The organism is Gimesia sp. (assembly GCF_040219335.1).
Classification (GTDB): Bacteria; Planctomycetota; Planctomycetia; order Planctomycetales; family Planctomycetaceae; genus Gimesia.
Map to the genome: position 1 here is coordinate 105,488 of NZ_JAVJSQ010000031.1, position 22,935 is coordinate 128,422.

Sequence of the window (22,935 nt, forward strand, 5' to 3'; positions counted from 1 at the left end):
ATATTTAAGCAATGAGTCTGGTTACCAAAGCATTTCATTCTAATGCTTCTGCAGCTGTCATCCTGATTCGAGCCATGGTTGGCCTGATCTTTCTCTCAGAGGGTATTCAGAAATTTCTTTATCCCGAAATTCGGGGGGCCGGCCGATTCCTGAAGATCGGTCTCCCCTCACCTGAGTTCCTCTCTTATTTTGTTGCCGGTTTTGAAATCGTGTGCGGCATTTTAATTGTACTGGGGCTGTTCACGCGGCTCGCAGTCCTGCCCACGATTACGATCATGCTGGTCGCCATTTTCTCAACGAAGATTCCTATGTTAGCGGAAGATGGCTTCTGGTCGATGGCTCACGCCGCCCGAACCGATTTCTCAATGCTGCTTGGTTCAATCTACTTGCTGATCGTGGGAGCCGGCCCGCTTTCAATCGATGCCGTGCTTTTCTGGAAAAAGTCCCGCCAGCAAGCCAAAACGTGATCTGATCAATTCTCATGTTACGGTGAGTCACAGTTATGCGCGAAGTCCTGCCTCGACTGCTCTGGATCGGTAATGCCCGGGATGCACGCGACTTAAATCAGGTTCTCGATCTCGGCATTACCGCGGTTGTAGAACTGGCACGGGAAGAGCCGCCCATCAGCTATCCCCGCGAAATCGTCTATTGTCGCCTTCCCCTGATCGATGGTGACGAAAACCAGACTGTGGTACTGCAGACCGCTTTGACCACCGTGGCCCGCTTCATTTCCGCCGATCTGCCAACACTGGTCTCCTGCAGTGCCGGTATGAGCCGCTCCCCCGCAATCGTAGCCGGGGCACTGTCGCTGGTGAATGGCTGTTCTTTTGCCGATGCACTCCAGCAGGTTGCTGCCTCAGGTCCCTGTGACGTCGCCCCGGGACTCTGGAATGAGATTCAACAGTTGCTCGAGGAAACGGAACCGGGCAGCTAATCCGGTTGCTGATACCGTCCCATGAAATAGATCAGGCGAGTCTGACGGTCACGGATCAAAAACAGAAACGGATGATCGGCTCGAAAAACTTTGGGAGGTTCGTGTTCCATCGCACAGCCTGCGGCTATGATGACCCCTGTCGCAGCCGCTGCTTCAGTTCCCTGCTCGTTAACTTCCACAAACGTCTTGTGCAACACCGAGCCGATAAATAGGCCCTCAGGGTCATCAGTCATCCCGGAAAAGTCTGCAGTATCCGGCCCAAACGCCTGTTTCATCCCCAAAGCTTCCAGCGGCGCATTCAGCTCATATTCCAGCTCCAGTTGAAAGCGGGGCAGACTGACAATGACTTCACGATGATTCGTGCTCAGCCACTGATCGAGCGTCTCCGAATTCAACTCGGATTCCACTGTTTGCAATGTCCCCTGCTCTCGAGGCAGGATAATACACATGCTGAAGTCGCTCCCCCCTCCCGGGATTTCCTGTGCTGTCATATAAAAACTGCCATCTTCGGCTTCCACAGACTGCATGACGACATTCTGTTGACGGTAAGGCAGTTCCAGCACCTGAACCATTTCATTTTCATAGTAGCCGAAGGTGTCCGTCTGATGCATCATCGGGACTGGCGTCTGCTTCTCGGCCGAGATGTGAAATGGTTCATCCCGTGTCAGTTCCGGATCGAACTCCTCTTCCCAGGTTCCCTTGAAGTAGATCGCGTTGACCAGAACCAGCCTTGTCAGTTCATTAAAACTGAGGGGTGACGCCACTTCCGTGATTTTGCCACGCGTCTCCTGGCAGACCCACTGATTGATCTGAGCTGCCGCATCTCCAGGATTCCCCTGAAAATCGACGCTCTGCAAACCGCCGCCGTAATACTCGCGAACCGTATCCAGAAACGGAGTGAGAAACTGATAATCAGCCTGCCCCCAGAGCTGGTTGGCAACGTTCAGCTCCACGCCTCCGGTGCGGGTCTCAGTTAACAAATGGTGAAACGATTCATGCAGCTGCTGTCCTTCTTGAGTCAGTCGCAGCGCCCGTTTCATCTCCTCCGCGGTTTTCCCCCGGGCGCCTGCGAGTGTCATCGCGAGCGCAGTGGAAATACTGGCCGGGGAAAAGAACAGGTTTCCGGAATTAACCTGTGACAGTTCAGCAAACAGGGCGCAGGCAAAACGGTTTCCATCATCGACGATAGTGCGCAGTTCACAATAGCGCTGTTCGGCACTGATTTGACGTTTCTGATCCATAAGACTTACTCTTCCAGTTTCTGGCCATCAATCAGCTTCTGCATCTGCTGCTGCAGATGTCCATCCGGTTCGATTTCTACCGCCTGTTTGAGGAGCTCGCATCGTTGTGACGCGTCTCCCCAGGTGGCCAGAGCAGCGACCGCCATCTTTCGATTGCGGATCACGGGGCTCTTCAGTCCGGCTTCAATTAGCGTTTTTCCCTGTCCCGGGAAACGACGGAGTTCCTGTAAAATATAATCGAGGCAACCATGCTGTTTAAAGTCATCGCCCAGCCCCAGTGCATCACCGGGTCCACTGGCAATTCGATTAAGATCCAGCTGCTGTTCCGCGAAGTCCAGAACCTGTGTCAGCTGAGGTTCTTCACAGACCAGCAGCAGGTGGAACCAGCGTCCAGCGTCGTCCGGCTGTTCCTGCAGTCGGTCCCAGTGGTGATCCCAGGTTGGCAGCTTTAAAACCCGCGCCGCCTGATTTGCCTGGAAAAACTCATAGTCGTCTTCGCTCTCCAGTCCCTGCCTGACCCGGGTCTCCCATTCGGGACGCTCCAGGATCCGTTTGCAGGCTGCCTCTAATCCCTGGCGACATTCACGGTACCAGCCCCGTTCACTGCGCACTTCCCAGTCGGCTTCCTGGTTAGAGAGATAGAGTTGAATCGCGCGTATGTGCAAAAAATCATCCAGGGTTACAGGCGCTTCCTCGATCTGCTGGAGATACAGTTCAACCGCCGCTGCACCATCCTCGTAGTCGTCCATATCTTCAGCGGGACCGCCATTGATCAACGCTTCTATCAATTCGCCAGCCGCTGTCAACAATTCTCGATCCTGGGCTGAATCATGTAACGCGGGCAGCAGACCGCCGGTATTAGCACAGATATAAGCCAGGTACTCTGTCAGCACGGAATTACGGAATCCCTCTCGGAGCAGCCAGTCCCTGATTTCTTCATTCTCAGTTTCTGCCAGCCGCTCAACGATGTGGATTCGCCCCCAGCCAAACACGTTCTGTGCCAGCTCCCACAATGCCTGCTCACTGTCGTCTGCAACGTTAGTCAACGCCACAGCACAAAACAGCGTAAATTCATCGTGCCGTCCCAGGATATGAAACAGCTCCGAATTTTCCTCAACCTGGTAGAGCCCCAGCAGCGCGATTCCAAATTTGACCGTTTCCCGATCCGTAGTCTCGGTGGCAAAAGAATGTGCCAGTTCGTACAGTCGATCATGTTTAAGCTGAGGCTCATTCAGCAGACGCGTGATAACCGCATCAATCAGCACCACAATGTGCTCTTCCACAATGTGTTGATAGAGCCGGTATTTGTTGATCGCCGTCGGTTCTTCGCAGCAGGTCAGTAGCAGCCAGATCGTTTTCTCAACCCGTTCCTCTGAGTTGCTGCCTCCCGTATGATGAGTCATGACTCCATCCAGGGCGCCTGCTGCCCAGCGCAGCTCCAGTTCTTCGTTCACCCGCTCTTCATCGGGCAACTGATAGCCTGCTTCCACGAGACCGGGCTGTCCTGAAACGATGTGCAGACAGAGATGATCGTAGATGGAGGGGCGGATATCCCAGGGCAGCGTTTCGGGGAGCTCGCGCGCATCGTCATCTTTTTCCCCGGAATTCTGATCGAAAGCAACCATCCTCTTTAACACAGTCCTCTTTTAACACAATATCACAAACGACACTTCCGTATATCATTTTAATGTAATAATGGGTTCATGACACGAACCAGCAGCCTGCGGTTCATGAATTTATGAACATTTAAAAAAGAGGTTTTAATGATGTGTACAGAGATCAGTCAAGGCAGAATGCCCACTTTCAGGAACTCTCTGTTCAGACTTTCGCCACCGGGGAAGTTATCCCCAGTCCCACGAGAATGGATTCTTCCAGATCCTTGCCACTCACCGGCCTGGAGAAATAATAGCCCTGGCCCAGACAGCACCCCAGGTCCTGCAGAAGTGCCAGCTGTTCGGTATTTTCGACCCCTTCTGCAATCACTTCCAGCCCCAGCTTTTCGGCCAGAATGATGAGAGCGTGAATCAGTGTGACCTCACGGTCCCGGTCCGATTTCTTGACGAATTCCCGGTCCAGCTTTAAGGCATCAATGGGAAAGTCACACAGGCATGACAGTGAAGAATACCCGGTCCCGAAGTCATCGACGTCCAGTTTGACCCCCAGTTTTTTCAAGCCGTTCAGGGTGGCAATCGAGGCCTCCCGGTCGTGCATGATCATACTTTCGGTCACTTCCAGGTGCAGACATCCTGCGGGCAGATCATATTTCTGCAGAGCCTGTTCAACCACGGATATCAAAGTCGGATGTTCCAGCTGTTTCCGTGAGACGTTCACATGCATATTCTCTGGTGCGTGCTCTCCCAGACGGTTCCGCCATTCCGCCAACTGTCGGCAGGCTTCATCGATCACGAAGTTACCAATGGGAATGATCATATCCATCTCTTCAGCGACCGAGATAAACTCATCGGGAGGAATCATGCCTCCCACCGGATGGAACCAGCGAATCAGCGCCTCGACGCCCCGCAATTCCTCTGTTCCCAAATCGATAATCGGCTGATAGAAGAGCGTCAGTTCATTACGTGATAACACATCGCGGAGCTCATTCTCCACATAGAGCCGCCGTTGCGCCTTCTCCCGCAGTACGCGGTCGAACACAACCGGTCGATCCAGCTTCTCCGCTTTCGCTTCATACATCGCCAGATCCGCATTACTCAGCATCTCGCTGGCAGAACTAACGGGATGCTCGCTGGTCACGATCCCGATACTGGCGCTGGAGTAAATCGTATATCCGCCCAGATTGTACGGTTCAGATAAGGTGTTGATCAGCCGCTCCGCAACCCTGGTCGCATCCTGAGGCGATTTCAGATTTTCCAGCAGAACGACAAATTCGTCACCGCCAAGTCGGGCGGCCTGGATCGTATCTGTAGCTCGTACCGATTTCCGCAGACGAACTGCAATCGCTTCGAGCAGTTTGTCCCCGACGTCATGCCCCAGACTGTCGTTGATCAATTTAAAGCGATCAAAGTCCATGAAGAGCAGTGCATAGTGTTTTTCCGGCTGACAATCGATCACCCTCTGGATCGATTCCAGGATCGAAACACGGTTCGGCAGTCCTGTCAGGGGATCATGATGTGCCAGGTGCTGCATCCGCTGCATCAGACGTTTCTGCTCGCTGATATCAATTCGTAGTGCAAGGTAGCCACTGATCTTGCCCTGGTCATCCTGGAGAGGCACGATTGTGGTATTCACCCAGTAGAGCGATCCACTTTTGGATTTGTTACAGATCTCACCTCGCCAGACATTTCCCTGCCCGATTGTCCGATACATCTCACGAAAAAATTCATCAGTGTGCTGTTCGGAGCGCAGGATACGATGGTTTTGACCAAGCAGTTCCTCGCGGCTGTAGCCCGAGATCTGGCAGAAATTCTCGTTGACATCCAGGATCTTACCCCGCACATCGGTCATCGCCACGATCCCCGCCTCATCGACGGCGTCGCGAAATGCCTGTAGATAACTCAATTCGGAGTTAAGATCTGTCAATTTGATGAGCCCTTAATTCAGTGTCGTTCCCCATAGGGACCTGCTTCTGAATCTAAAACGATTGAATACTCGGTTTTGCTCTGAATTCCTTTCTTTCAGTTTCGCTGTCGCATTCACAAGTACAGCGATTCCCTCCTGACGTGCGTTGAAAGTTTAGGCCACCCCAGCAACGACTTAGGTAAAATACGGGGGAATTACACGATTCAAGGATGCGATTATGCGGGTCAGCCCGGTTTTAAGCCGCATAGTCAGCTCCAGGACGAACGCAAGTATTCAAGACATTGTCATCCAAATAAAAAGCCACTGGCCCATATCAGAACCAGTGGCTTCCCGATTGAATCGATTGTCCGGCGGTGAATTGTCTGTTCAATCTGCCAGCTTCTGTAGCATCTCTGCCAGTTTTGCTCCGACTCCACTTACAGACTTCTGCTGATTTTCATCTTTGATCTGGCCGTTTTCATTGAAGGCTTCGTGGGCCTTGGAAACCGCGACCTGATCCGGCAGAACCACCACGCCGATGTTTCCCAGAATCGAACGGACGTGGACCAGTCCCCGCAGGCCTCCCAGGGCTCCCGGTGAGGCTGATACCAGTGCGGCTACCTTACCCCGATAAGCCTGGAGTGGTGTTTCATCGCCGACTTTCCGTGAAACCCAGTCAATCGTATTCTTCAACAGTGGCGTAATTGAGCTGTTGTATTCAGGTGATGCAATCAGCAGACCATCGTGCTCGAAGAACAGCTGCTTCAGTTTCGCAGCAGCATCGGGTTCTCCCGTACTCCGTTCCAGATCTTCATTGAACAGAGGCAATGGATAATGTTTGAGATTGACCACTGTCACTTCAGCCCCTGCTGCCCGGGCACCCGCCACTGCGACTTCGAGCACACGCTGATTATGAGAATTCTGTCTGGTACTGCCTGCAAAGGCTAGAATTTTAGGTGACGCCATGAGTCTCGCTTCCTTCTGAAGATGCATGATGAATTGAATGAGAGTAAGCAGAATCAACTGCTATCTTACTGAACCTGGTCTTAGAGATCGAATGTTTTTTATTCTAAGCTATAACTGTCCTATCCCCGTGACTTCTTGCGCTGATCGAGACTCATCTGCCCCGGACCGTTGGCCATCAGAAACAGCATCGTCCCCATCAATGCCAGGTTCTTCATGAACTGAATCAATTGAGCCTGCTGTGCCTGGGCATCTTCCAGTGTCCAGAAGTCATGGAAAAAGTAAGTAGCCAGTACCAGGAACACCAGCAATAGGCCGGCACCGATGCGAGTCTTGAAACCAAGAATGACAGACAGACTCCCGGCAATCAGAAACACGATCGCCCCCGCCAGCATGACCTGGGGTGCGGGAACCCCTTCCGAAGCCATGTAGCCGGCCACGTTATTGAACTGTGGAATTTTGTTTCCGACAGCACTCATCAGAAAAATGGTCGCGATCATGATTCGCCCTGCTAAGCTCGTCAGTCCTGCCAGTGGATTTTGAGACATCTTCGGTTCTCCCTTAAGTTTTTCTTGTCGTGATTTTCAGTTGTGATTTTAATTGTCAGTTTATTTCAGATCAAACAGCATGATCTCGGCATCGTCAGTTGCCTGGATCTTCAAGCTTCGGGTGTCACTTACGGCGGCACCGTCGCTCACATCCAGAGCAATATCATTCAACAGCACACTTCCCCTCAGAACCTGCAACCAGGCATGCCGTCCTTCCGCCAGCTCGTATGTAACGGTTTGCTCTGCTTCAATCTGCGAGAGATAAACCCGCGCGTCCTGGTGGATCCGCAACGAACCTGCTTCAGCCTCGGGCGAAGCCACCAGCCGCAACTGATTCTGTTGCTCACTCACGGGAAATTGTTTTTGTTCATAACTGGGCTCGATCCCCTTACTTTCCGGGAACAACCAGATCTGGTAGAGGTGCACCGGCTCAGTTGCGGACGGGTTGAACTCACTGTGAGTAATCCCGGTCCCCGCTGACATCCTTTGGAACTCGCCGGCTCGCAGGACTTCACCATTGCCCATCGAATCCTTATGTTCAAGAGCACCCTCCAGAACATAAGTCACAATCTCCATATCCCGGTGGGGATGCGTTCCGAAGCCCTGCCCCGGTTGGACTACATCCTCATTCATGACCCGCAGCGTACGAAAGTGAACGTGCTCCGGATCCTGGTAACCAGCAAACGAAAAAGTGTGATAAGTGTCGAGCCAGCCATGATCGGCATGGCCCCGTTCCTCAGCCTTGCGTACACGAATCATTGTAGAGCCCTTTCTCCTATTTACTTAAATCCCATATTATTTACATGTAAACTATTAGACTAAAAAAAATCAGCCTGAAATCCTGGCACCAACACAACAGTTCTGTCGCGCTTTGACCAGCAGCCGATTCAATTCATGCAGTTCATCTTCAGCCAGATGCCCTAACAGTTCCTCATGCAGCGCACTTAAAGGTGCATCCATCTCATCCAGCAGATCTTTTCCTTCTGATGTGATCTCCACGTAAACCACCCTTCGGTCTTTCTGGCAGCGTTTCCGCCGTACCAGTCCCTGTTTCTCCAGGCGATCAATCAGCCCGGTAATCGCAGGCACGACCTGAACCATGCGGCTGGCGATTTCCAGACTGGGCAGTGGTTTCCCCTCGCCCCGCAGAATCCGTAATACATTATACTGTGACGATGTTAACCCGAACTCCCGAAACAGCTTACCGAGACGATTCTGAAGCTGATCGCTGGTACGCAATATGTTCAGAATCGCCTCGATTTCAGGGGACTGAAATGCCTGCTTCTTCTTCAATTCCTGTTGCAGTTGTGTCGGTTTCATATTCATTTTGTAACCTCTCCGCTTTTAATTTATATATAAACTATCGTCACGTCAATATGTATTCTGGAATTTTTCTCGAAAGATTTCTGTGGTGAGTAAAACTGCCGACTGCTCAAACCCGATATCCAGCTCTCTGTCCCCCATCAAACAGACACTCAAACCAGAGTAGGAATCACGACGCCATCAGTTACAATGATTGAGATAACAGTTATCATTTATTCAGCCAGTCGCTCAAGTAGTATGAAACAGATCTCCCTTTTGACATTGGCACTCTTCCTCGCTCTGCCCCAACGGGCGGCAGAAGCCTGTATGAATTGCGTGAACAGTGTCACCGAGGTAAAGCTGCCCTTTCTGAACTCCCTGCTCCTCGCTTTTACCGGCTGGCTGGTTCTCACGCTGATTTTCTGTCGCCCCCTGACGAAAGGGACCAGGCGGTTTTACTATTTCGGAATCCCCTTCTTGATACTGGGAGTTCTGATGTTCGTTCCCCTGGGAATGGGTGTGCCCATCATTCTCTGCTGGATCATCTACCTGCCGTATCAGATTCTGCAGTTCTTCTCGACCAGACAGGAACGCATTTTTAAAAACCTGCTCCCCCTGAGCGTCAATACCCTCGCATTGCTCCTGTCGTTGATTCTGATCTTCGTCACCACAGCCCGGGCCAATACCACACCGGAACTCATCAAATCGCTGGGCGGCATTTCCCCCTTCTATCCAGCGACTGTCCACCAGCAAATCACACGTCTGTCCCGACGCGGACCGGAAGTCGTTACCCCACTGAGCGACACCCTGGCTTCAAATTTCGAGCGCTTTGAGCAGGTCAGCGCCTACCCGACCGCACGCATGGCCTATTGCCTCAGGGAGATCGGCGGTCCCCAGGCGGAAGCAACACTACAGGACATCATTGAACACCGCATGAAGTTCAAGGACAGTTCCAGTGCGAAATGGGAAGCCGCGATCTGTTGTCTGTACGCTGAATGTGCCGGTGAGCGAGCTGTTCCAGTTCTCACGGATCTACTCAACCAGGCAGAACGTAACCAGAACCATTTCCAGAAACGGGTCGCCCTGATCGCGCTGGCTCGCACCCGGGATCAAGCCGCCATCGAAACAGTTCTCAATCACGTCCCCTTTTTACAGGAAGATCTGCAGGCTGATCTCACCAGCCGCTGGAGTGCTGCGATGATCAGCCTCACCCTGCAGGCACTCGCCGAAGGACAAGCCAGCCCGGACCTGATCCAGAGCCCCGTATACCATCGCCTGATGCTGGGACTGCGACCGGAGCTCAAGTCCGAATCCGGCATTGTCTGGAATCAGCAATGGGATGGTGAGTTGGACCCGGAGGCGCTCAAAACGCACTGGTCAGCGATACTCAATCAAAAAGACTGAACTCGCTAATCTTCCACGCCTGCCCAGTGAGGATCATCCAGTCCCAGGTTCATCTTGAATTCCTTGTAAGCCACAAACAGCACGGGCACCACGAACAGCGTAATCAGTTCGACAGTCATCCCGCCAACCACCGGCCAGGCCATCGCCTTGGCCACATCGGAACCGCGACCGGTCGAAAAGATCACGGGCATCAGCGCGATAATCGTGGTAAATGTTGTCATCAGACAGGGGCGAATCCGCTTGAGCCCTGCCTGCACTGCTGCATTGCGAATATCCTCGCTGGTATTGAGTCGCTTCCGGGTGAATACCTGATCGAGATATGTTGCCATTACCACGCCATCATCAACGGCGATACCAAACAAAGCAATAAAGCCAACCCAGACTGCCGTGTTGATCTCAATCTGGTTCCAGCCCAGGAAGATCATACCGCCGGCAAACGCGACCGGTATCCCGGCAAACACGGTCAGCGCGATCGACAGATTGCGGAACTGCAGATAGATAATAAACAGGTTGGTGAAGATCACCAGGGGCACCACCCACATCAGCCGCTGGTTGGCTTCAATCTGGTTCTGAAACGATCCGACCGCCTGCAGTGCGTAACCTGCCGGCAGATCCAGCGAACCTTCCTGCTGCGCAGTCCGCAGGCTGTTTTCAACGGTATCCACGGTTTCCAGAGCCCCTGCCTGCCCCGAAGGAGAGAAAGAGACGTAAGCCACCAGCCGTGCGTCTTCGCTGTTAATCACGCCGGGGCCCCAGGTGGTTTTCATCTCTGCCAGCAACGAAAGTGGAATGATCTCTCCTGATTGTGTGACCACGGGCAGTCGATTCAGTTCGTCAATCTGTTCCCGCAAGTTTCTTTCATAACGGACGCGGATCGGATAGCGTTCGCGGCCCTCGACAGTCCGTGTCACGTTTGATCCCCCCAGCGCCGTTTCTATCACCTCATTCACCATCGCGGTCGACATCCCGTATCGGGCTGCAGTCTCCCGACTCACATCAAATTCGACATACGGTTTCCCGAGCACAATATCCGGATTCACGGTCGCGGCATTGACCTGGGGAATCTGCTTGAGATGATCGGCAACAGCGATCGATGCTTGCGCAAGCCCATCCAGACTGTCGCCGTAAATTCGGATTGCCATCGACGCCTTGATACCGCTCTGCAACATGACCACGCGCCCTTCGATCGGCTGTAGGGGAGACGCGGGTGTCACGCCGGGCAGTGTTGCTACCGCGTTGATTTGATCCCAGATATCGTTGGTAGTCACACCGGGCCGCCACTGATCGACGGGCTTGAGCATGACATATGTTTCAATCATGGCCGCGGGAGCGGGATCGAGGGCCGATTCAATCCGGCCGATCTTCCCCAGCACGTTTTCAACCTCGGGGATCTCACTGATCAATGCGTCCTGAGTCTGCAACACTTCCATCGCCTGGGAAAAGCTGGCTGCAGGATAGAGCGTCGGCATATAGAACCAGCTCCCTTCATCGAGGGCAATCCAGTCATTCGTTGACAGTCCGGGAAACAGGTGCTTCACCTCAACCCAGCCGGGCACTTCGTTGGGCTCGACACCCAGCGCCCGGGCTCCTTTTTCGAGAGGCTTCAGCACTGTGGGCATGCCTACCCAGCTTCCCAGACCGAGCAACACAATCAGTGTCGGGCCAGTAAAAAACAGGTACTTGTGCCGCATGAAAAAGCGGAGCGTGGGTTCGTATAAATAATGAATCAGCCGCGCAACCGGGTTTTCATCGACAGGACGCAACCGTTCGCCCAGCAGCCAGAAACAGCTGATTCCCGCCAGCCCGACTGCAATCAGCGTCAGCACCGGTAAACTCAATGGCAACCACCGCAGGAAATCCGCACCGAAAGACCATGTCAGGATTCCACAGACCAGCGCGAACACGACCGACACAATCAGACGCTGTCTCCAGGGCCTGGGATTCGAATTCAGAAACAGTCGACTCAACAGGGGAACGAGCGTGATCGCCACAATCAGGGCCGCGGTAATCGAGAAGGTTTTCGTCCAGGCCAGCGGCGCAAACAGTTTGTAATCACGTCCGGTCAGCATGAAGACGGGAAAGAAACTGACAACCGTGGTCATCACCGCCGTCACGACCGCCGGGGCCACTTCAGACGCCGCTTCATAAATCACACGTAGTCGCTGCTCCTTCCCCCCGGGACGCCCTTCCGTTTCCCACTGGGCCAGCGCATCGTAGATCGACTCGGAAATCACAATCCCCATATCCACCATCGTCCCAATCGCGATCGCGATCCCCGCTAATGACATGATATTTGCATCAATGCCAAACACATTCATCGCGATAAACGCCATCAACACGGCAATGGGGAGTGTGATCGCCACCACCAGGCTGGCCCGCAGATGCAACAGGAACAGCAGAATCACCACCGCGGTGATGATTACTTCCTGTGTCAATGCGTCAGTCAATGTCGAAATCGTTTCGTTAATCAGGCCGGTACGATCGTAAACCAGTTTGAAATTGACGCCCTTCAGCCCCGGTTCGATCTGGGCCATCTTGGCTTTGACGCGATCGATCACCTTGCGGGGATTTTCGCCGAACCGCATCACGACGACGCCCCCCACTGCTTCGACGCCATTTAAATCGATGGCCCCTCTGCGAAATTCCGGCCCGAGTTGTACGCGGCCCAGATCGCGAATTCGGATAGGTACGCCCTCCTCAGAACGAATGACCGTCTGTTCGATATCACCGACCGCCTTCTCGGTGCTCTGTTCGGCGCCAATAAAACCACGGCCCCGGATAATGAATTCCATCCCTCCGGATTCCACCGTCTTCGCACCCACATCGATGTTTGATTTGCGAACGGCATCAATCACCTGATTCAGGGGAATGTTGTGAAACCGCAGTTTATCCGGATCGATTTCGATCTGATACTGCCGGACATAACCTCCCACGCTGGCTACTTCACTGACGCCGGGCACCGCCTGCAATTCGTATTTGACCACAAAATCCTGCAGGCTCCGCAACTCCGCCAGATTCATTCCCGGCGGTGGTTCGAGCGTGTAATACAACACTTGCCCGAGCCCGGTGGCATCCGGCCCCAGAGTCGGCACCACGCCCTCCGGCAACAGAGCCGCCGCCGTTCCCAGTTGTTCGGCGACCCGCGAACGGGCCCAGTAGAAATCGGTACTGTCTTTAAAGGTGACCTGCACGAAGCTGTAACCGAAGAGACTTTTCCCCCGCACCGACTCGGCATCGGGAACTGCCAGCATCGACACCGACAATGGGTAAGTCACCTGGTCTTCCACATCTTTGGGAGACCGACCCGGCCAGGCCGTGAAGATGATCACCTGGTTCTCACCGATGTTGGGAATCGCATCGATGGGCACATCCCGGACGCTCATCCAGCCAAAACCGACCAGAACCGCGGTCACACAGAACATGATCAGCGGCTCACGAATACTGAAACGAATCAGGGCACGCAACATGACTTATTTCCCCCCCTGATCTGAAGTCGGTTGCTTTTCCGGTTTCGCTTCTCCGGCAGAGGGATGCTCCGATTTCTTCTCCACTTTCCCGGTTGGGGCGAATGTCTCCACCAGTTCTCCACAGCGCAACATCTGGCTGCCGAAATAGGGATTCACGAGTTTCAGGTCCGGCTGCAACCAGTCCCCGCCCCCCTCGGGAACCATGGGACAGTAGAAGTGCTGATACGCCTCTTTCGCTGTCGCACCTCGTACCTGTGTCGCCAGTTTCACCACCGCATGGCTGATCGGTTTGAATTTCAGGCGTGCCTCTTTCAGCGAAAGATGATGCAGATGCGCCGCGTTCTCAGCGATCTGTTGCAGTTCCTGTCTGACAGTTGGACTGAGATTAGCATCCTGGGCCAGTTGAGCAGCCAGTTTCTGTAAGGTGGTCGCCTCCGATTCTTTTACGGGTTGATCACCGGCAAACTGTTTCTGAATCTTGAAGTAAGCCGCGTACAGTTTTTCTAATTGCGTACCGGTCCCCCCTGCGAGCTTTTCAATCTGAATCGAATCAAACTTCAAGGGTCCTTTTTTCTCTTTTGATTTTTTATTCGGCTGATATTTTGTTGGATCAATCAGGCTCGGCTTCCCCGAAAGCTGCATCTGGGAATCGATCAGGAAATTACCCGACGTAGCGACCTGTTCTCCCGGTTTGACTCCGTCCAGAATCACCGCAGTATCCCCCAGCATCGGGCCGAGTGTCACGTTTCGGAGTTCAAATCGACCCGGTTTTGTTTCGACATACACGACACTGTGATCGCCGGCCATCAGCACCGCGGACCGGGGCACGGTTAGTGCCTGTTTCTGCTGAACAGGCTCCTGGCTGTAACCAAATCGTGAAGTGGGTACTAATTTCATCCCACAGATGGGACAGTCTCCTGGCTGGTCCCGGATGACCTGCGGATGCATCGGACTGATCCACTTTCCTGCCAGCTCCGCATCGTAAACGGCTCCCTGCGGACCGATGGGAACCGTGATCTGTGCCTTGGCATAATCGCCGGGCCTGAGTTGTCCATGCTCGTTACTGAATTCCACCCGCACACCAACAGTTCGTCGCTGGGGATTCACTGTAGGATCAATAAATACGACACGTCCCTTCAGGGTTTTACCGGGTAATGACTGCAGCTCGGCGTCGACCTGCTGACCAAAGCGGATGCGGGCGGCATCTTCGGGATAGAGTTCCAGCATCAGCCAGACCGTCGTCAGATTGGCGATCCGATAAATGGGCTCCCCCGCTTTGATGTACTTCCCTTCTTCGGCCAGTTTTTCCGTAACGGTTCCCCCCATCGGGGCATAAATCGTTAGTCGCGACTCAGCCTTACCGGATGCGAGGAGCTGCTGAATCTGCTCCTCTGTCATCCCCAGTTCCACCAGTTTCTGCCTGGAATTCGCAACCAGCTTTTCCTGTGCTTCACGTACGACTCCGAGGGCAGCAGAACTCATTTTCTTGAGTGCCTTACGGGCTTCCAGCAATTCCACCTGGGCAGCATACAATTCGGGGCTGTAGACAATCGCCAGGTGGTCTCCCTTCTCGACTTCGACGCCAGTATAATCAGCAAACAGTTTCTCGATCCGTCCATCAATATAAGCGGCGATTGTCGCCTGCCGGCTCTCATCGATTTCAATCGAACCGATGGTTTCAATCGTCGAGTTGACTGCCTGCGTCTTCACTTCCGCCGTCTGTATATTAGCCAGGCGACGCTGTGCCGGTTCAATCGTCACCGCCAGTTCATCAATGTTGGCGCCCTTCTTCGCCGCCGGCACCAGTTCCATCCCACAAATGGGACAGCGTCCCGGTTGGGGCTGGCGGATTTGAGGATGCATGGGACAGGTATATGTCGTTTCCTTACCCCCGTCGCTGATCGACGCGGCGGGCGACGTGCCCGACTGGATCCAGCCGACTCGCTGCGCCAGGCCCACCAGTACAATCAGTAACAGTCCCACCGCCAGAAACAGGGCGGTGGGCAGCAGTTTTCTCAGCCACCAGCGGGCGGACTTGCCTTCGGGGTGCGGTTTTGTGTCTGGGGAGTTCTGCGGTTGATCATTAGTTGAAGATGAAGTCATCTTGCGTTTCCCGGTTTTCTAAAAGAGCGACCAGCCGGTTATTAACAACCAGCGGTGGACCGTGCCGGATAAACCAGCCAGCCGCCCTGTTTCTCTGGAAATTCAGTCTGAAACAGATGCATACGACAAGCAGCGGAGCGTCTCTGTTTAGTCAGCACAGAGACTTACTGGAAAGAGGGACGCAGCGAGACTCTTTTTACGATAAGAGGTGCGCCGAAAGCAATCAGGTCAGCGAGACACAGAACAGCAGCTGCGCAAAATGCGAAGGGCTGCCGTGATCCTGCCTCTCATGACGGGCAGGATGAACTACACATGTATTGGAAAACATGCCTGTAACAGGGGGCGTGGCCAGCACATTGACCAGGGAAACGGGAGCCTGTTGTGACGTCGTCTGCTCCGGGAGCGCGGGCTCTGTGCTTCTCTGGACACACTGACAACGAGCGTGCAACAGGCCACAAGTGCTCTCGCTGAATTCCTCTTCTGCAGACGCAGATTCAGCCTGTGTCTGCTGTTGGCAGCAGGACGTTTCAGTGGTATCGGACACGTGGTCAATCGCTACAGTCTGGCGATTGCAGCGGCTCTGCAGACAACAGCAGCCGAACAGAAAAGACGCACCCAAGGCCTGCGCACACAGCATCGCTGTGGTGATCCAGATCAACAGGATTTGACAGGCAGACGCCATCGAAGGCTCCAGAAATAACAGGACATCAGACTCTCTTATCAATATAGAGTCTGAGCCTGTTGAAGTCCACCCGGATTTTTTACTCTGGTTCCGGTAGCGCTGGTGGTGCCGGAGCATGCAGAGGCACATCCTGACCCGAAACGCGACTGAGTTGTGTCAGGGCGATCGCCAGTTCGCCAATGGCCTGGTGATATCCCAGCTCAAGCGTCAACAGATTGCGATAATCGCGAATCACGCGGTCAAACTCGACAGCCCCGCGGGAATAAGACTCCTGGTCGGCCCGCAACGTCTGCTGCGCCTGGGGAAGAATCGTATCTCGATAGAGTTGCGCCGTCTCTTCCGCCCGACGGGCTTCGGCCAGCAGTTCAGTGATCAACGCATCGTAGCGGTCCAGCAGGTCACTTTCTGAATACGTGGAGGCCAGATGCTTCCAGGTCGCCTCATCTTCCAGCGCGTCGTATTTCTCTTTCCACAGTGGAATACTGACTTGAGCTCCCAGCGACCAGGGATCCTGCCCTACCTTATACAAATTGGAAGGGGGCCGGTTGTTATCAGTGAAGAAATAGTTCGCCGACAGTGTCAGTTCCGGTCGACGGCTCAAATGAGCAACTTCGATCCCCCAACGTGTGGCCTGCGTCCGGAGTTGAGCCGCCTGGATCTCCGGCTGAGAATCCCGGGCCTGCTGAAAGATCTGCTGTGAAGACAGAGTCGGAAGATCGATCTTCAGTTCCTGCGGTGTTAAAATTGATGTATCCGCATCACGGGCGATGAGCCGATTGACTTCTGCCTGAATCGCGACCCGCAACTTGCGGTAGGTCAGCAGTCGCTCTTCCAGCTTGCTGAGTTCCAGTGTTCCCAGCAGAACGTCCCCCTGGGTGGCACTTCCGGTCGAAATCTGTGCATTCGCCACATCGATCAGTGACTGCAGCAGTTGCTGATTTGCTTCTGCGGTTTCAATCTGCTGGTCAATGACATACAGTCGATACCAGCCCGTCCGCACTGCAGCGATGACCCGCAGTCGTTCTGAGAGATAGTCAGCCCGGACCGCAAAGGCTTCGAAGCAGGCCTGCTGTTCCATGGCGTCCAGTTTACCCAGCCAAGGAATCGCCTGGCTCATACTCATCACCGCCCGCTGAGAACCGGAAGCCGTCTGCAGCGGAGCCCCGAAGACATTCGCCCCCAGTCTCGGGTCAGGCAACTTATTGACGTAGCGGGAACGGGACGATGCAGCGTTGTACTCCTGGTAAAGCTTGACCAGTTTGGGGTTCTGTTCCACCGCCAGCATCTCCAGTTCACTCAGTGGCTGGGAGATCGCCGGGTGATTTACAACCACATCAGAATGGGTACCGTCAGTCAATTCCTCCGGAGCAGATTTAATACCCCCGGTCTGGAGAATCTCCGCTTCCGTCACCGGTTCTTCAACGAAAGTTGTCTCGGCAACGGGAGTTGGCTTTAAATCCACAGAAGCTGTGGTCGAAGCGGTCTGCACGTTGGTTGACTGCGAGGCACAGCCAGTGATGAGTGCAGCTGAGAGTGCCAGCCCCAGTCCGCGCGCTCTGCCAGAGGGATGTTCCTTCATCCTGAAACCTTATAGCTGTCCCTGATCCAGGCTCCCTCCTGGAGCTGCATATGATCAGGAGTATGACTTAAAATTGGCACGGTCCGGAATAATCATCGGACGGAGCCACTCTACGGCTGTGTGTATGCTGACGAATTTGAGGATTCGAGAGGGGATCAGAGAAGGATGGTAACGGTTACAGGGGTCATCCCAGTCAGGAAATACAGCATTCCCAAAGAAAATGCTTCAATTTTGCCAGCCCATGAAAATTCAAGATGACCATCTTTTCCTGGTTTTGGGTTTGAAACTTATGTTTTTTCGCTCTAGTGTTTATTTTTCTACTATGCCTGTTCGATCGAAATAGAGCTGACACATTAAAAGTCTTCGTTCTGAAAAACGACTCAATCCTTAACTAATATGCAGCTCTTATGACTCATAATAAATTGAAATATGAACCCATGCATGTCGATACTTCAAATCCCGTAAACTGGCCGGTCTTAAGTTACTTCGATATCAACAAACCTGATGATGAAATTGAAATTTATCGAGTTTCTGACATTCCCAAAGAGCTAATGGAAGAAGCGTACTTTGGGTGTGGGAGTCACCCTGAAATTGTTGGACGTGTTTGGGACAAATTGGGCCAAAAAATACCAGACGAAGCCTGCTGCCTGCTAAACGGTCATAATTGTCTGTTGCATGATCAGACAGGTATCATCCTGGCAGTGTGTATGGGAACGCAATACTCACTGCGGATCACAGACAATTCTATTGAAGATGCAATCGGAGAAGGATTATCTCAAGAATGCAATTGGGGAGGGAGCGGGGATTTCACTGATCTACGTATGGAATTTGGTACGAATTGGTTTTTTGGTTCCTTCGCAGATCAGGAAATAAAATGGATTCAAGAATCGTATGACGACTTTAGGATCTCCCCATGAACAGAATTGTCTTTGCCGGGAAATCTATATCAATCCCAGCCTGAGCAATCTTGAATCGTCATTCCGACTTAAAATCGTTTACACAGCGCACAAAAAAAGCCCTAAGTCTCTAATAGACAAGGGCTTTCAAGTGGACGATACTGGATTCGAACCAGTGACCTCCACGATGTCAACGTGGCACTCTAACCAACTGAGCTAATCGTCCTGAGGTTTCAAAAGATTACGGATCAGGGTCGATATCGTCAAGTTCCAGAACACTTTCTGTGAAAAAAACTGCTGATTGGAAGAGTCGGTCGACCTGTCTGACCGATCATATCAATTTCACAGGATTCTCACGTTTTGCCTGCAAAACTGCGAACATTGACGCGGGCTGTGCCTGTCGAATATAAAGACCGTACCTCTTTCGAACTGCCTGATCAGTGAGCCCTTTGTAACGGCGACTGTGGCGGTTCCGACTTTAGAAGAAGTTCAATAAATCGAATGATTCAGATCAAGTTACCCGATGGAAGCGTAAAGGAATTTCCCGAAAACAGTTCAGCACTCGATGTCGCCCAGTCAATTGGGGAGCGGCTGGCCAATGCAGTCGTCGCCGCGGAAGTGGACGGAACCATTTGTGATGCGTTCCGCCCTCTGAAGGACATCTCTGACTCCAATGAAATCTCACTCCGCCTGCTTACCGAGCGGGACGCCGAAGCACTCGGCGTGATGCGACACTCCTGTGCCCACATCATGGCACGGGCAGTAATGCGGCTCTGGCCCGATATCCAGTTGGCATTCGGTCCCACTCTGCCGCACGGCTTTTACTACGATTTTGGCCTGGAACACACCATCAGCGAAGATGACTTCCCCAAAATCGAAGAAGAGATGAAGAAGATCATCAAGGAAGAAGAGCCCTTCGAACGCTTCTCGCTCGACCGGGAAGAAGCCGTCTCCTTCGTGAATGAGATGCACCAGTCATCCAAAGCCGAGCATATCGCTACCGGTCTGGCTGACCATCCGCAGCTCAGCTTCTACCGCCAGGGCGAATTTGTCGACCTCTGTCGCGGTCCGCACATTCCCGATGCGGGGAAAGTCAAAGCCTTCAAGCTGCTCTCGATTGCCGGTTCCTACTGGAAAGGGGATGCCGGAAACAAACCGCTGCAGCGTCTGTACGGCACTGCCTGGTTCAGCAAGAAGGACATGAAAAAATACCTGGAACAGGTGGAAGAGGCTAAACGCCGTGACCACCGTGTGCTGGGGAAAAAGCTGGGCCTGTTCCAGATTAATCCCGAAGTCGGTCAGGGACTCTGCCTCTGGCTGCCCAAAGGGGCCACCATCCGTGCGGTCCTCGAAGACTTCATCAAGGTGGAACTGACCCGCCTGGGTTATCAGCCCGTCTATTCGCCTCACATCGGTCGTGTGGAACTCTACGAAACCAGTGGGCACTTTCCTTATTACCGCGATTCCCAGTTCGCTCCGCTGTTCGGCCACGACGCCGGCCAGCTGGTCGACTTCTGGGTGCGTAAACTGGAAGAAGACGACCTCTCCGCTGAGCAGGAAGAGACCCTGTTCCAGTCCTCGCGGGTCATGAACTGCGACTTCGAATTTCCCCCTGGTGCAAGCCGGGAAGAGAAACTCAAAATTCTCAAGGACTGGGAACACAAGCATGAGCGGTTCCTGCTCAAGCCGATGAACTGTCCGCACCATGCGAAGATGTATCAGGCAATGCCGCGCAGCTATCGCGACTTGCCCGTCCGCCTGGCCGAATTCGGGACCGTGTATCGTCACGAACAGACCGGCGAATTGAACGGGATGCTTCGCGTACGGGGCCTGACCCAGGACGACGCTCACATTTTCTGTACTCCCGAGCAGGTCGAAGACGAATTCCGGGCCACACTGGACCTGGTGAAATTCGTGCTGGCCTCGGTCGGTCTGGACAACTTCCGTGTACAGCTTTCGCTGCGTGATCCGAAGAGCGACAAGTACGTGGGCAGTGAAGAGAACTGGCAGCACGCTGAAGACAGTCTGCGGAAAGTGCTCGCAGATTCCGGTATGTCCTACACCGAATGCGAAGGGGAAGCCGCGTTCTATGGTCCCAAGGCCGACTTCATGGTCTCGGACTGCATCGGTCGCGAATGGCAGCTGGGAACCGTACAGCTGGACTACAACCTGCCTGAGCGATTCCAGCTGGAATATACCGGCTCGGATAACCATCCGCATCGTCCCGTGATGATTCACCGGGCCCCGTTCGGTTCGATGGAACGTTTCACCGGGATGCTGATTGAGCATTTCGCCGGTGCCTTCCCGCTCTGGCTGGCTCCGGAACAGATTCGAGTCCTGCCCGTCAGCGATAAGACACTGGACTACGCCAACGAAGTCGCCGCCCAGCTGCGACAGAACGGCTTCCGGATTTCGGTCGATACCCGCAGTTCCAAGGTCAACGCGAAAATCCGCGATGCCCAGCTGGAACTGATTCCCTACATGTTCATCGTTGGTCCCAAAGAGGCCGAACAGACTGCTGTCGCTGTCCGCGACCGCATCGACGGTGACCTGGGTCCGATGCCTTTAGCCGATGCGATTGCCAAGCTGAAGGAAGAGGTCGAAGAACGCCGCGTCCGCCAGGTAGCGGAAAGCACGTTCGAAGCCCTGGAAGGTCAGACCGAACAGGCCAACGAGTATTAAAAACAGCATTCCCTGAGTGTAGTGATTCAAACAGGAACAGGGGTGGACTCACAAGTCCGCCCCTGTTTTTGTATACCCAGTCTCTTTGCTATTTCACTTCATTTCCGTTATAAAATGCGCTATGCGGATTTGTGACTTTCTTTAAGAAATAACTTCCGCTCTTCCGGGTTCTGAGATTGCATCAGAACGTTTTCTTTCCTGATTTTGTGAGTACATCACCATGAGCCAGGCCGTGGGACAGCAGATTGAAGCTGACTTTTTTGCGAAATTTCCAACCTCTGCGCAAGATTACAAGAAAGCATGTGAACTCTTCCCCAGCGGAGTCACCCACGACGGACGGTATATGAAACCGTTCCCGATCTATGTGGACCGCGCTCAGGGTGCCCACAAATACGATGTCGACGGGAACGACATTATCGACTACTGGAGCGGCCACGGTGCATTGATCTTGGGACACAGCCACCCGGCCATGGTCGAAGCGGTTCAGGCACAGGTCGCGAAAGGAACTCACTTCGGAGCCTGTCACGAACTCGAACTCGAATGGGGCGAGCTGGTCCGCCAGCTGGTCCCTTCCTGTGAAATGCTCCGCTTTACCAGCAGTGGAACTGAAGCGACCATGATGGCCCTCCGCGTCTCACGGATCGCCACCGGTAAGACCAAAGTCATCAAGTTCGCCGGCCACTTCCACGGCTGGCATGATCTGCTCACCCAGGCTTCTGAGCCTCCACACGATGACAAAAGCTACTCGATGCCTGGCGTCACGAATGGGGTCTCCGATGAACTGGTTATCATTCGCCCCAATGATCTGGAACTGGTTGAACGAACGATCGATGCACATGACCCGGCCTGTATTATTGTGGAAGCGACCGGCAGCCGCTGGGGTGTGGTTCCCCTGGAAGAGGGCTTCCTGCAGGGACTTCGCCAGTTGACCGCAGATAAAGGTGTGCTGCTGATCATGGATGAAGTCATCAGTGGTTTCCGTGTGGCCCCGGGGGGTATGCAGGAAGTCTGTGGCATTGTACCGGACCTGACTTCGCTGGCGAAAATCGTTGCCGGTGGTCTGCCAGGGGGCTGTCTGGCAGGACGCGCTGACCTGATGCAGGCGATTGCCTTCGACAACCCCTTCGGCCAGAAGATGAAACACCCCGGCACCTATAATGCCAACCCGCTCTCCGCCGCCGCCGGGATCGCCGTACTGAAAGAAGTTGCCACTGGTGAACCCTGTCGCCAGGCGAACGAAAGTGCAGCGAAGCTGCGCAGGGGCATGAATGAAGTCCTCACCCGCAAGAATGTGAACTGGGCCGTCTACGGCCAGTTCTCGATCATCAAAGTCTTCCCCGGCTACGATGGCCCGCGGCCGGAAGACGATTCGTTCGTTCCGTATGACAATGACTTTGATAAGCTGGACCGTAAACACGATGCCCGACTGGGGCACGCGTTCCGTTGTGCTCTGCTGCTCAACGGCGTGGACTGGTTCGGCTGGGGAGCGATGACAACCGCTTCTCATACTGACGAAGACATCGATTTCACAGTCAATGCATTTGAACGTGCTATTGACGCATTGCGGAATGACGGCCTGATCGATTGAGGTCCCGCCTGACGCAACAGGGAGTCTGTG

Annotated in this window: 17 protein-coding genes and 1 tRNA gene; 6 read left to right on the plus strand and 12 right to left on the minus strand. The window is 53.7% G+C overall.

Translation table 11 applies throughout. From position 1 onward, the window contains the following. Window positions 1-11: 11 nt before the first annotated feature. Window positions 12-467 (plus strand): DoxX family protein, encoded by a 456-nt coding sequence (locus tag RID21_RS25370; RefSeq protein WP_145441945.1) that lies wholly within the window; start codon window positions 12-14, stop codon window positions 465-467. A gap of 35 nt (window positions 468-502) precedes the next feature. Further along, window positions 503-934, plus strand: coding sequence for a dual specificity protein phosphatase family protein (locus RID21_RS25375; RefSeq protein WP_350193811.1), 432 nt, complete (start codon window positions 503-505; stop codon window positions 932-934). Here RID21_RS25375 and RID21_RS25380 read toward each other — a convergent pair. The 7 genes from RID21_RS25380 to RID21_RS25410 form a co-directional block, all read right to left on the minus strand. Continuing rightward, on the minus strand, window positions 931-2,175 hold the full coding sequence (locus tag RID21_RS25380; protein ID WP_350193813.1) for a serpin family protein: 1,245 nt from the start codon (window positions 2,173-2,175) through the stop codon (window positions 931-933). The two genes, RID21_RS25375 and RID21_RS25380, sit on opposite strands and share 4 nt — an antisense overlap. A 5-nt stretch (window positions 2,176-2,180) precedes the next feature. Next, a complete protein-coding gene (locus RID21_RS25385) occupies window positions 2,181-3,800 on the minus strand; it encodes a hypothetical protein (RefSeq protein WP_350193815.1) in 1,620 nt (539 codons plus the stop codon). 193 nt (window positions 3,801-3,993) lie between these two features. Then, entirely contained in the window at window positions 3,994-5,712 is a 1,719-nt protein-coding gene (locus RID21_RS25390; RefSeq protein ID WP_350193817.1) for a putative bifunctional diguanylate cyclase/phosphodiesterase, read from the minus strand. Window positions 5,713-6,078: 366 nt separating this feature from the next. Continuing rightward, window positions 6,079-6,657: an NADPH-dependent FMN reductase gene (locus RID21_RS25395; RefSeq protein WP_350193819.1), complete on the minus strand. Its 579-nt coding sequence runs from the start codon at window positions 6,655-6,657 to the stop codon at window positions 6,079-6,081. Between the two features lie 119 nt (window positions 6,658-6,776). Continuing rightward, on the minus strand, window positions 6,777-7,202 hold the full coding sequence (locus RID21_RS25400) for a DoxX family protein (RefSeq protein WP_350193821.1): 426 nt from the start codon (window positions 7,200-7,202) through the stop codon (window positions 6,777-6,779). Window positions 7,203-7,262: 60 nt separating this feature from the next. Next, a complete protein-coding gene (locus tag RID21_RS25405) occupies window positions 7,263-7,961 on the minus strand; it encodes a pirin family protein (RefSeq protein ID WP_350193823.1) in 699 nt (232 codons plus the stop codon). Window positions 7,962-8,030: 69 nt separating this feature from the next. Continuing rightward, on the minus strand, window positions 8,031-8,522 hold the full coding sequence (locus tag RID21_RS25410) for a MarR family winged helix-turn-helix transcriptional regulator (protein WP_350193825.1): 492 nt from the start codon (window positions 8,520-8,522) through the stop codon (window positions 8,031-8,033). A 309-nt stretch (window positions 8,523-8,831) separates the two neighbouring features. On the opposite strand from RID21_RS25410, the gene RID21_RS25415 reads away from it, so the two are divergent. Then, on the plus strand, window positions 8,832-9,908 hold the full coding sequence (locus RID21_RS25415) for a HEAT repeat domain-containing protein (protein WP_350193827.1): 1,077 nt from the start codon (window positions 8,832-8,834) through the stop codon (window positions 9,906-9,908). Window positions 9,909-9,913: 5 nt separating this feature from the next. Here RID21_RS25415 and RID21_RS25420 read toward each other — a convergent pair whose 3' ends face one another. The 4 genes from RID21_RS25420 to RID21_RS25435 all read right to left on the minus strand — a co-directional run bounded on the left by RID21_RS25420 (window position 9,914) and on the right by RID21_RS25435 (window position 17,739). Further along, entirely contained in the window at window positions 9,914-13,375 is a 3,462-nt protein-coding gene (locus RID21_RS25420) for an efflux RND transporter permease subunit (RefSeq protein ID WP_350193829.1), read from the minus strand. Window positions 13,376-13,378: 3 nt separating this feature from the next. After that, on the minus strand, window positions 13,379-15,478 hold the full coding sequence (locus tag RID21_RS25425) for an efflux RND transporter periplasmic adaptor subunit (RefSeq protein ID WP_350193831.1): 2,100 nt from the start codon (window positions 15,476-15,478) through the stop codon (window positions 13,379-13,381). 223 nt (window positions 15,479-15,701) lie between these two features. Further along, the gene (locus tag RID21_RS25430) at window positions 15,702-16,160 is read right to left on the minus strand and encodes a hypothetical protein (protein ID WP_350193833.1); all 459 of its coding nucleotides are present in this window, start codon (window positions 16,158-16,160) and stop codon (window positions 15,702-15,704) included. A gap of 79 nt (window positions 16,161-16,239) precedes the next feature. Next, window positions 16,240-17,739 carry a TolC family protein gene (locus RID21_RS25435; protein WP_350193835.1) on the minus strand — a complete coding sequence of 500 codons (1,500 nt, stop codon included), beginning with the start codon at window positions 17,737-17,739 and terminating at the stop codon, window positions 16,240-16,242. Between the two features lie 407 nt (window positions 17,740-18,146). On the opposite strand from RID21_RS25435, the gene RID21_RS25440 reads away from it, so the two are divergent. Further along, on the plus strand, window positions 18,147-18,656 hold the full coding sequence (locus tag RID21_RS25440) for a hypothetical protein (RefSeq protein ID WP_350193837.1): 510 nt from the start codon (window positions 18,147-18,149) through the stop codon (window positions 18,654-18,656). A gap of 131 nt (window positions 18,657-18,787) precedes the next feature. Here the strand turns inward: RID21_RS25440 and RID21_RS25445 are convergent. After that, window positions 18,788-18,861 (minus strand) — tRNA-Val (locus RID21_RS25445). Between the two features lie 275 nt (window positions 18,862-19,136). On the opposite strand from RID21_RS25445, the gene thrS reads away from it, so the two are divergent. Both thrS and RID21_RS25455 read left to right on the plus strand, forming a co-directional pair. Next, window positions 19,137-21,317 (plus strand): threonine--tRNA ligase, encoded by a 2,181-nt coding sequence (gene thrS, locus RID21_RS25450; RefSeq protein ID WP_350193839.1) that lies wholly within the window; start codon window positions 19,137-19,139, stop codon window positions 21,315-21,317. A gap of 220 nt (window positions 21,318-21,537) precedes the next feature. Beyond that, window positions 21,538-22,905: an aspartate aminotransferase family protein gene (locus RID21_RS25455; protein WP_350193841.1), complete on the plus strand. Its 1,368-nt coding sequence runs from the start codon at window positions 21,538-21,540 to the stop codon at window positions 22,903-22,905. Window positions 22,906-22,935 lie beyond the last annotated feature (30 nt).

Excerpts from the sequence above, each read along its gene's own strand:
- RID21_RS25370 (WP_145441945.1), top strand. The coding sequence starts at position 12 with ATGAGTCTGGTTACCAAAGCATTTCATTCTAATGCTTCTGCAGCTGTC.
- RID21_RS25375 (WP_350193811.1), top strand. The coding sequence starts at position 503 with ATGCGCGAAGTCCTGCCTCGACTGCTCTGGATCGGTAATGCCCGGGAT.
- RID21_RS25380 (WP_350193813.1), bottom strand. The coding sequence starts at position 2,175 with ATGGATCAGAAACGTCAAATCAGTGCCGAACAGCGCTATTGTGAACTG.
- RID21_RS25385 (WP_350193815.1), bottom strand. The coding sequence starts at position 3,800 with ATGGTTGCTTTCGATCAGAATTCCGGGGAAAAAGATGACGATGCGCGC.
- RID21_RS25395 (WP_350193819.1), bottom strand. The coding sequence starts at position 6,657 with ATGGCGTCACCTAAAATTCTAGCCTTTGCAGGCAGTACCAGACAGAAT.
- RID21_RS25400 (WP_350193821.1), bottom strand. The coding sequence starts at position 7,202 with ATGTCTCAAAATCCACTGGCAGGACTGACGAGCTTAGCAGGGCGAATC.
- RID21_RS25405 (WP_350193823.1), bottom strand. The coding sequence starts at position 7,961 with ATGATTCGTGTACGCAAGGCTGAGGAACGGGGCCATGCCGATCATGGC.
- RID21_RS25410 (WP_350193825.1), bottom strand. The coding sequence starts at position 8,522 with ATGAAACCGACACAACTGCAACAGGAATTGAAGAAGAAGCAGGCATTT.
- RID21_RS25415 (WP_350193827.1), top strand. The coding sequence starts at position 8,832 with ATGAATTGCGTGAACAGTGTCACCGAGGTAAAGCTGCCCTTTCTGAAC.
- RID21_RS25420 (WP_350193829.1), bottom strand. The coding sequence starts at position 13,375 with ATGTTGCGTGCCCTGATTCGTTTCAGTATTCGTGAGCCGCTGATCATG.
- RID21_RS25425 (WP_350193831.1), bottom strand. The coding sequence starts at position 15,478 with ATGACTTCATCTTCAACTAATGATCAACCGCAGAACTCCCCAGACACA.
- RID21_RS25430 (WP_350193833.1), bottom strand. The coding sequence starts at position 16,160 with ATGGCGTCTGCCTGTCAAATCCTGTTGATCTGGATCACCACAGCGATG.
- RID21_RS25435 (WP_350193835.1), bottom strand. The coding sequence starts at position 17,739 with ATGAAGGAACATCCCTCTGGCAGAGCGCGCGGACTGGGGCTGGCACTC.
- RID21_RS25440 (WP_350193837.1), top strand. The coding sequence starts at position 18,147 with ATGACTCATAATAAATTGAAATATGAACCCATGCATGTCGATACTTCA.
- thrS (WP_350193839.1), top strand. The coding sequence starts at position 19,137 with ATGATTCAGATCAAGTTACCCGATGGAAGCGTAAAGGAATTTCCCGAA.
- RID21_RS25455 (WP_350193841.1), top strand. The coding sequence starts at position 21,538 with ATGAGCCAGGCCGTGGGACAGCAGATTGAAGCTGACTTTTTTGCGAAA.